The 7630-nt window shown below is 43.4% G+C and carries 8 protein-coding genes and 1 pseudogene; 4 read left to right on the top strand and 5 right to left on the bottom strand.

The window, feature by feature from the left end:
• Nucleotides 1-455: GNAT family N-acetyltransferase (locus tag R7041_RS22040; RefSeq protein ID WP_318128712.1), on the bottom strand; the 455-nt coding region annotated here is incomplete at its 3' end.
• 148 nt (nucleotides 456-603) lie between these two features.
• Between R7041_RS22040 and R7041_RS22045 the strand changes: the two genes are divergently transcribed.
• The gene (locus R7041_RS22045) at nucleotides 604-843 is read left to right on the top strand and encodes an RNA recognition motif domain-containing protein (protein ID WP_005374587.1); all 240 of its coding nucleotides are present in this window, start codon (nucleotides 604-606) and stop codon (nucleotides 841-843) included.
• 91 nt (nucleotides 844-934) lie between these two features.
• On the opposite strand, the gene R7041_RS22050 is transcribed toward R7041_RS22045, so the two are convergent.
• Both R7041_RS22050 and R7041_RS22055 read right to left on the bottom strand, forming a co-directional pair.
• Nucleotides 935-1369, bottom strand: coding sequence for a hypothetical protein (locus R7041_RS22050; protein WP_186585570.1), 435 nt, complete (start codon nucleotides 1367-1369; stop codon nucleotides 935-937).
• 5 nt (nucleotides 1370-1374) lie between these two features.
• A pseudogene (locus R7041_RS22055) lies at nucleotides 1375-1650 on the bottom strand (GNAT family N-acetyltransferase); the annotation flags it as partial.
• Between the two features lie 358 nt (nucleotides 1651-2008).
• On the opposite strand from R7041_RS22055, the gene R7041_RS22060 reads away from it, so the two are divergent.
• Both R7041_RS22060 and R7041_RS22065 read left to right on the top strand, forming a co-directional pair.
• Nucleotides 2009-2257 carry a hypothetical protein gene (locus R7041_RS22060; protein WP_005374593.1) on the top strand — a complete coding sequence of 83 codons (249 nt, stop codon included), beginning with the start codon at nucleotides 2009-2011 and terminating at the stop codon, nucleotides 2255-2257.
• 292 nt (nucleotides 2258-2549) lie between these two features.
• Nucleotides 2550-3026 (top strand): Lrp/AsnC family transcriptional regulator, encoded by a 477-nt coding sequence (locus R7041_RS22065; protein ID WP_005374595.1) that lies wholly within the window; start codon nucleotides 2550-2552, stop codon nucleotides 3024-3026.
• A 103-nt stretch (nucleotides 3027-3129) separates the two neighbouring features.
• Here R7041_RS22065 and R7041_RS22070 read toward each other — a convergent pair whose 3' ends face one another.
• Nucleotides 3130-3837: a DUF445 domain-containing protein gene (locus tag R7041_RS22070; RefSeq protein ID WP_054576535.1), complete on the bottom strand. Its 708-nt coding sequence runs from the start codon at nucleotides 3835-3837 to the stop codon at nucleotides 3130-3132.
• A 591-nt stretch (nucleotides 3838-4428) separates the two neighbouring features.
• Nucleotides 4429-6279 carry an ABC transporter ATP-binding protein gene (locus tag R7041_RS22075; protein WP_054576536.1) on the bottom strand — a complete coding sequence of 617 codons (1851 nt, stop codon included), beginning with the start codon at nucleotides 6277-6279 and terminating at the stop codon, nucleotides 4429-4431.
• Nucleotides 6280-6683: 404 nt separating this feature from the next.
• Between R7041_RS22075 and R7041_RS22080 the strand changes: the two genes are divergently transcribed.
• On the top strand, nucleotides 6684-7630 hold a 947-nt coding region (locus R7041_RS22080), incomplete at its 3' end, for an arginine deiminase-related protein (RefSeq protein ID WP_318128713.1).

Here is a 7630-nt window from a genome sequence, read left to right on the forward strand (position 1 = left end):
CCTTCGAACTCATAACCACAGCGCTCGGCTACAGCCCGGCTCTTTTGGTTGGTGCTATCAGCATGAATTGCGATTCTCTTGGCACCCAAGTCATCAAACGCATAGCGCTCAACTTCGAGCACAGCCTCGGCAACATAACCATTGCCAACGGCAGCATCATCTAACCAATAACCTATCTCAAAGGATGGTACGTCGGGATCTCGAATCATCAAGCCGACCGCACCCAGTAAGCGATCGCTTTCCTTTTCAATGATGTAGTAACGCAGCTCTTCTTCGAAGTTTTCAAAGTTTGCGATGGCTTTCTCTGTCCCTTCTATCATCGCTTCTAATGTCAGCACATGAGGCACCCACGGCAGATAGACTTCGAGAGTCTTTTGGCTGCGAACGACAGCTTGATGCGCCTCTTCGGCTCGTTCTAAACAAGCAGGGATGAGTTTGAGACGTTTCGTTTCCATGCCGACTCTCCTATGGGTGAAAAATGAACGGAAAATCATTTAAACAGATGTACTTAGAATGATCTAGTCAACGCCGTCATATTATTCACTTGGTTTGCCAGAGAGAAACTGAGAGAATCGAACCGTTATCAAACCAACTAGGTTCATTATGAAACTTTTAGTAAGAAACTTGGCTCGTCACATGACCGAGCAAGATATCCGCAAATTATTCTCAGCGTACGGCAAAGTAGAACTGTGTTCGCTAGTGCTTGATCAAGACACGGGTTTGTCGAAAGGCTTCGGTTTTGTCATCATGCCGGACGAAGCAGAAGCCATTTCTGCTCTTGAAGCACTGAATTTGACGAACGTAGAAAAAAGCAAAATTCGCGTGAAAGTCGCACAAGACTAATACAGAGAAAAGCCAGCGTTATTGCTGGCTTTTTTGTCTTTCTATTTAGAGACCAAATTGGCAACATTCTAGAATGTCTTCTCTTTTCGTTTTAGCGAGATTGATCATCAATTCTCTCTTCAAGTTGTTTCATTAAATCCTTTAACTGTAGAGAATCGAAATTGTCTGAATTCGGCACTTGGTAAGCGTCGTTGACTGTGTAGAGCATCAAACTTTTGCTAGAGAGGAGCTCTTTCTGTATTTGGACTTTGACAATGTCATCAAGAGGTAGACGGAAGTAAACCGTTGAGCCCTGGCGGTACTTCAAGGTGTTGGTGCTTGCATCGATATCTAGCGTTTTAGGATTGAACGCGCGGCGCGTGAAGTACGTTGAGAGCAGTTTCAATCCTATTATTGTGAGTGCTACGAGTCCAAACTCGACGATCTTGTCTGCTAGGTAGGAAAAATAGAACAGCGACAACAATACAGTTCCTAGCAAGAAAGGGTTGTTCTTGGACAGATTTTGTGAAGTTTCATGGATGATCATCCGACATATCCCTCTTCGATACGCGGTAAACTCACTGCACCAAGTAACTCCCCAGTGTTTTGCAAGGTAATAGCGTACGCCACGCCTTGATGCTGCTGATACATCGGATCGTGCCTATCTATCCATGCTTGCGCCATCGGTCGCTCATAAGGATGAGGGATGTTTGCTGTCATGTCGGCAATTCGCTTATCTCCAGCGAGTAAAGCCACTTGTTGGCAGTCATCGATATTGAATGGCCGGAGGACGAGTCTTTCGGTAGTGAGAATCGGTTGTATCGTCATGCATTTCTTCCTTGATGAGACGGCTATAGCTGCTAGCAACTGGTTTGCGGGGTAAATCAAGATAACAAGGCGTCTCGAAAGCTCGATCTAGCCAGCTGTAAAGTTGTCATGCGCCTTACTAAATAATAAGCCCGAACAATTGCTTATGTGTAATGTGTCGTATTATTACACACATAAGCACGTTTGCTCATATTGATGGTACAAAAGTTGAGGTCTGACCAATGTCTCAGTTTTTTGATACTTTCGTTCAATTTTTTGAAGATAGGGCACAAAAAATTAAAGGAGCTTTTTAATTGTGGAATTATTTTGAACAAAATATGTCAATTGTCAGTAGGACGAAAAAGTAGGGAGAAGAGAAATGCCGGATATATATTGCGCAGCTTGTAGAAAATCAACGCAACATAAAGTGATTATGAAGCGTTGCGAGCCTCAGTCTGTTGACTCGTTAACAGGCAAAATGGTGAGTTTTACACAGCTGATGGCGAAATTTGTATCAGGTGAACATTATTACGAGATGGAGCCTCAATACTACTGCCGTTGTTGTAATCATCGTGCAATTGGAGAGGTTGTTCCACATCCTACACGGCATACATCGGCCGCACTCTAACTCTGAGTGATAGCCATAATTAATGGCTAAATAGGGCGGCGTTGCCCGAACGACATATCTATACAGGCGTGTCATGCGCTTTCAAATTTGCGACTCCGCGGGAGCCGCTAGGTTGCTTTTTATCTTCATATCACGGTTACTAAGTGAGCGGCAATAATCATAGCACTTTCCCTCCTTCGTTGTTTTCTGGTTATTCTCTGCTGAATTTCACATGCTGTGCATTTGATGGTTTGCAATTTTTTGAGCAACGATTAATGTGATGCTTTCTAAGTGGTTACAAGGAAGTGGGTTAATGAGTTATCAATTGGACCGGATTGATTTACATATTTTGAGAGTGCTTCATTCGAGAGGCAGAATTCCAGTTGTAGAACTAGCAAAGCTGATTAACTTAACGACTTCTCCATGTTCTGACCGTGTAAAGCGACTAGAAAAAGAAGGGTATATCAATGGTTACCATGCAGAGTTGAATGCGGAAAAGTTGGGGCTGGATGTGCAGGTATTCATCCATATTCGTTTAGACCAAACCAGTTTTTCTATTTTTGAAAAGTTTGCGAAAGCGGTGGAATTGATGCCTGAAATTGAAGAGTGCTACTCGCTCTCTGGAGATTTCGATACCATGATAAAAGTTCGTGTTAAGAGCATGAAAGCGTATCAGGAGTTTATGTCGAGCAAGTTAGGCACGCTTCCGGGCGTGATTCAAACTCGTAGTGAAGTGGTCATTGAAGAACATAAAACGGGATTTGGTGTTAATCCCGAGCTCCTTGGTTAGGCGAGGCATGTGTTGAGCCTCCTTATTTAGCGTGGCTTGGTATATTACTTTTTCTCGATTAAAAAAGGAGCCGAAGCTCCTTTTTTAATAAATCGGTGAGCGATTATGCCCCGATAAAGGTACTGATAAGGCCAATTAAACCTCCAAAAACACCGCCCCAAACGACTAGCCAGCCAAGGTGTTGTTTAATCATCTTTTGCACCATTTCTTTAACTAATGCCGGTGTTAATTCGCTTAAACGTTGATCGATGATACCTTCAATGTTCTGCTTTATCTCATCCATCATTGCAGGAGATTCGAATTGCTCTTTCAGTGCTTCTTTGATGTTATCGCTCTTGCTCAACTCAATGATGGATTCTTGCATCTTTTCGACGAAAGGTTGGCGCATGGGTTGTAGCGCTTCCGAGCCGCCAAACATCGCTAGCATGCCGCCAAATTGAGAGCCTTCAATTACTTCCACTAGGGAATCAAATGCTGGATTTAAATCTACTTTCTCAATTACTGGTTGAAGATCGATGTTCACACCGCCCGCCATTTCTTTATTCAAGAATCGGTCAATGTTCGCTTCAGTAAAAAACTGTTCCATCATTAAGTTTTTGATAGCCAGTTTAAACTCTTCAAATCGCGCGGGGATCACGCCAGAACCGTATAATCCAGGCACTTTCTCAAATAGCATATGGATGGCAAGCCAGTTGGTGATGGCGCCTGAGAACGCAAACAGTCCTGCATACCAAAGATAGTCGTTTTGTAATTGATGACCTCCAGCCATCAAAGCGATAGCGAGGACATTCGTTAGCAAACTTTTGTTCATAGTGACCAGTTATATGTGAATATCGGAATAAATAAGTGGGCCTGATTCTATACCTAAGTCACATTGAGATGCTAGGTTTTGCCGTGATGAGTGACCGTGTTGCGAAGGGATAAAAATGGATGTACAGAAAAACAAAACCCGACAATTACTGTCGGGCCACTGCTTTTTCTTAGAAAAACTAAGATTCTATTTTTAATTTTAGATGCGGTAGATCTTACAACAAAGTTGGCATTTCCATCTTTCTGAGTAGCCGAATAGCTTGTCAGCCCAACTTGGTTTGAGTTGTACGATCTGCATTGAACCACATTTACACATAAGCTAATTACCTTATTGTTAATATAATAACTAAGCCATCTATTGAGTATAGCTGTTTCTCAAAAAGTGAAATGACAAATGAAGACGGCTCAATACTCTGTATTGTGTTCATTGCAATGGATACGCAACGAGGCGGTATATTAGCAGAAAAAGTGTGAGCTTTATCATGGAGAGTGTTTCATATATGAGAAACCACAATGGCTATATGAGCGTCTAGCCATGGATTAAAATAAAAAACGGCGCTTAAAGCGCCGTTTTTATTGAGCTTATCACTCGTTAAGAAGCGTGTTGATTGTCTAGTTCTTCAGCGATAAATCCGCCAGTTTGATGCGCCCAAAGCTGGGCGTAAATGCCGTTATTCGCAATGAGTTCTTGATGAGAACCTTGTTCAACGATGCTGCCTTTATCTAGCACGATGAGGCGATCCATTTGTGCGATGGTCGATAATCGGTGAGCGATAGCAATAACCGTTTTCCCTTGCATTAATTCATTTAAGCTTTCCTGAATCGCTGCTTCGACTTCTGAATCCAGAGCCGATGTTGCTTCATCCAATACCAGCAATGGTGCATCTTTGAGTAGCACACGAGATATTGCGATACGCTGACGTTGGCCGCCAGACAGTTTCACACCACGTTCACCAACTTGCGCATCGTATCCGACATTACCAAATGGGTCGGTCAGAGTTTCAATAAACTCATGGGCATGCGCTTGCTTAGTGGCTTTCAGCAAATCTTCTTCTGTCGCATCTGGATTGCCATACAAAATGTTGTCTCGAATTGAACGGTGTAGCAGAGAAGTATCTTGGGTCACCATACCGATCTTTGAACGCAAAGAGTCTTGTGTGACTTCTGAGATGTTCTGTCCATCGATCTTAATGCTGCCGTCTTCGACATCGTGGAAACGAAGTAACAAGTTCACCAAAGTCGATTTTCCGGCGCCGGAGCGCCCAACCAAGCCTACTTTCTCTCCTGGTTTGATGTTGAGATCGAGATGGCTAATCACGCCTTTATTCTCACCGTAATGGAAGCTGACGTTATCAAAGTGAATGCCACCTTCAGTGACTAATAAGTCTTTTGCGCCTGGTTTATCTTTAATATCAATAGGCTTAGAGAGCGTTTTCATTCCATCGACTACGGTTCCCATATTTTCAAAGAGGGCGCCAACTTCCCACATGATCCACATCGACATACCATTTACGCGTAATGCAAGGCTAACAGCTATCGCAATCGCGCCAACGCTGATGGCACTATCCAACCACAGGTAAATCGATAAAGCAGCAACGGAAAATACCAAAATATAGTTTGAGATCTCTACAGCGACGTCGAAGCCGGTCACTAGGCGCATTTGACGATAGACCGTATTCAAAAATCCTTTCATGCCTTGCTCGGCATATTGGGTTTCGCGCTGGCTATGAGAAAACAGTTTGACGGTTTGAATATTGGTATAACTGTCGACGATGCGCCCTGTCATTGTCGAACGTGCATCGGCCTGTGCTGAAGCGACGTCTTTGAGCTTAGGGACAAAATAGATTTGGATAGCGATGTAAGCGAGTAGCCAGACAATCATTGGGATCATCAAACGCCAGTCTGCCGTCGCTAACATAATGATCATGCTGGTGAAGTAAACCGTAACGTAAACAAACACATCCATAGCTTTCATCACGGTTTCGCGCACAGCTAATGAGGTTTGCATGACTTTCGTTGCGACTCGACCTGCAAAATCATCTTGATAGAAGTTCAAGCTTTGATTGAGCAAATACCGGTGTGCAAGCCAGCGGATAGACATTGGGTAGTTGCCCAATAACGTTTGATGAACGAGCAACGAGTACAAGATCACCAATATAGGCATGACAACCAGCAATAAGGCTCCGTAGAAAATCAAATCCGATTTGTTGTCTTGTAAGAACGTTTCTGGATTGCTGGTAGACAACCAATCAACCAATTGTCCCATGGCGCCAAACAACATTACCTCAACAACAGCCACAATTGTGGCCATCAAAGACATGATGATCAAAGGCTTTTCATAACCACGAGTGTAATAACGCAGAAAAGCGAACATCCCTGAAGGAGGCTGATCCGGTGTAGATTTGGGGAACGGCTCTGTAAAGCCTTCAAATCGTTTAAACATAACTCATCCTAAAGTTAAAACAGTGCCATTTGGGGTGGCTAAATCCATCGATTCACGCTGCTTTGGACGAAACCGCGTGTATGAGAGTTTTTTGCCTGCTCCTCGATAAAGCAGACCGATTGACGAGAGGGGCGAAAAAATAGTCTAACCGATTGTGTCTTAAATGTAACTAGTTGGTTATGAGTGTGATTGTCTATGGTTCTGATTCTTATGATGAATTCTTATCATGTTCATCGTGGTGCCATAAAAGCTTAAACCTGCAAAGTGACAATAAAATTTAAGGAAAAATGAACTTAATGCAGCAAAAATTACTTTTGTGCAATTAAATTAATTGTCAAAACAGCAAAACTGAAGTTAACAATAAATTTACAATCTCCTCATTCTAGTGATAAGGAATGTATTGGATGCTATTACACGAATCAGTGACCCAATTTGCTAATGGGAAAGAAGAAAGCACGCAAAGTGCTCAGCGCCAAACCGCAAACTGCGTAGTGATGGTGCCACCGAAAGAGTTTCGTTTTAATGAAGAAACCGCACAAGATAATGAGTTCCAACATAAAGTGTCACTCAGCCAAGAAGAAGTCTCACGTCGAGTAATGGCCGAGTTCGCGAGTATGGTTGCAACGCTGCGTCAAGAGGGCGTTCAAGTTGTTGAGTTTGATTATCCAACTTCAGATGTTGCAACGCCAGACGCGGTATTTCCAAACAATTGGTTTAGCACTACGCCAGATGGCACGTTGTACACCTTTCCAATGGCCTGTGAAAACCGTCAAAAAGAAGTACGTCCCGATGCACTTGTGGCAGCACTAGCGCAAGCAGGGCGAGAAGTTCATCGACGCAGCAGTCTAACTGAATATCTTGACGAGCAAGCGTATTTAGAAAGCACGGGTGTGATGGTGTTTGACCACCTAAATAAAACGGTCTACGCCGCACTCTCACAACGTTGTGATCGTCTGGTTTTAGAAGATTACGCCGATCGTATTGGCTATGAACGAGTGATTTCTTTCCAAACTCGTTTGCCGTCTGGTGCGCCGATTTATCACACCAATGTGATGATGGCGGTTGGCGAACAGTTTTGCGTGATTTGTGACGAAGTGATCCCAGAATTTGAGCGTCGTTTTGTAATGAAGTCACTCGCCAAAGACAAGCAAGTCATCTCAATTTCGCTTGATCAGATGAACCAGTTCTGCGGTAACATTCTGCAACTAGAAACGATCAACGGCGACAAGGTGATTGCGATGTCGCAATCGGCGTACGATGCATTCTCACCAGCACAAAGAAACCAATTGGCGACGCACGGTAAATTGCTGCCATTCGACGTTTCTACCATAGAATCTATTGGTGGTGGTTC

The sequence above is a fragment of the Vibrio sp. 1751 genome (genome assembly GCF_033339895.1).
GTDB lineage: Bacteria > Pseudomonadota > Gammaproteobacteria > Enterobacterales > Vibrionaceae > Vibrio > Vibrio alginolyticus.

Excerpts from the sequence above, each read along its gene's own strand:
- R7041_RS22045 (WP_005374587.1), top strand. The coding sequence starts at position 604 with ATGAAACTTTTAGTAAGAAACTTGGCTCGTCACATGACCGAGCAAGAT.
- R7041_RS22050 (WP_186585570.1), bottom strand. The coding sequence starts at position 1,369 with ATGATCATCCATGAAACTTCACAAAATCTGTCCAAGAACAACCCTTTC.
- R7041_RS22060 (WP_005374593.1), top strand. The coding sequence starts at position 2,009 with ATGCCGGATATATATTGCGCAGCTTGTAGAAAATCAACGCAACATAAA.
- R7041_RS22065 (WP_005374595.1), top strand. The coding sequence starts at position 2,550 with ATGAGTTATCAATTGGACCGGATTGATTTACATATTTTGAGAGTGCTT.
- R7041_RS22070 (WP_054576535.1), bottom strand. The coding sequence starts at position 3,837 with ATGAACAAAAGTTTGCTAACGAATGTCCTCGCTATCGCTTTGATGGCT.
- R7041_RS22075 (WP_054576536.1), bottom strand. The coding sequence starts at position 6,279 with ATGTTTAAACGATTTGAAGGCTTTACAGAGCCGTTCCCCAAATCTACA.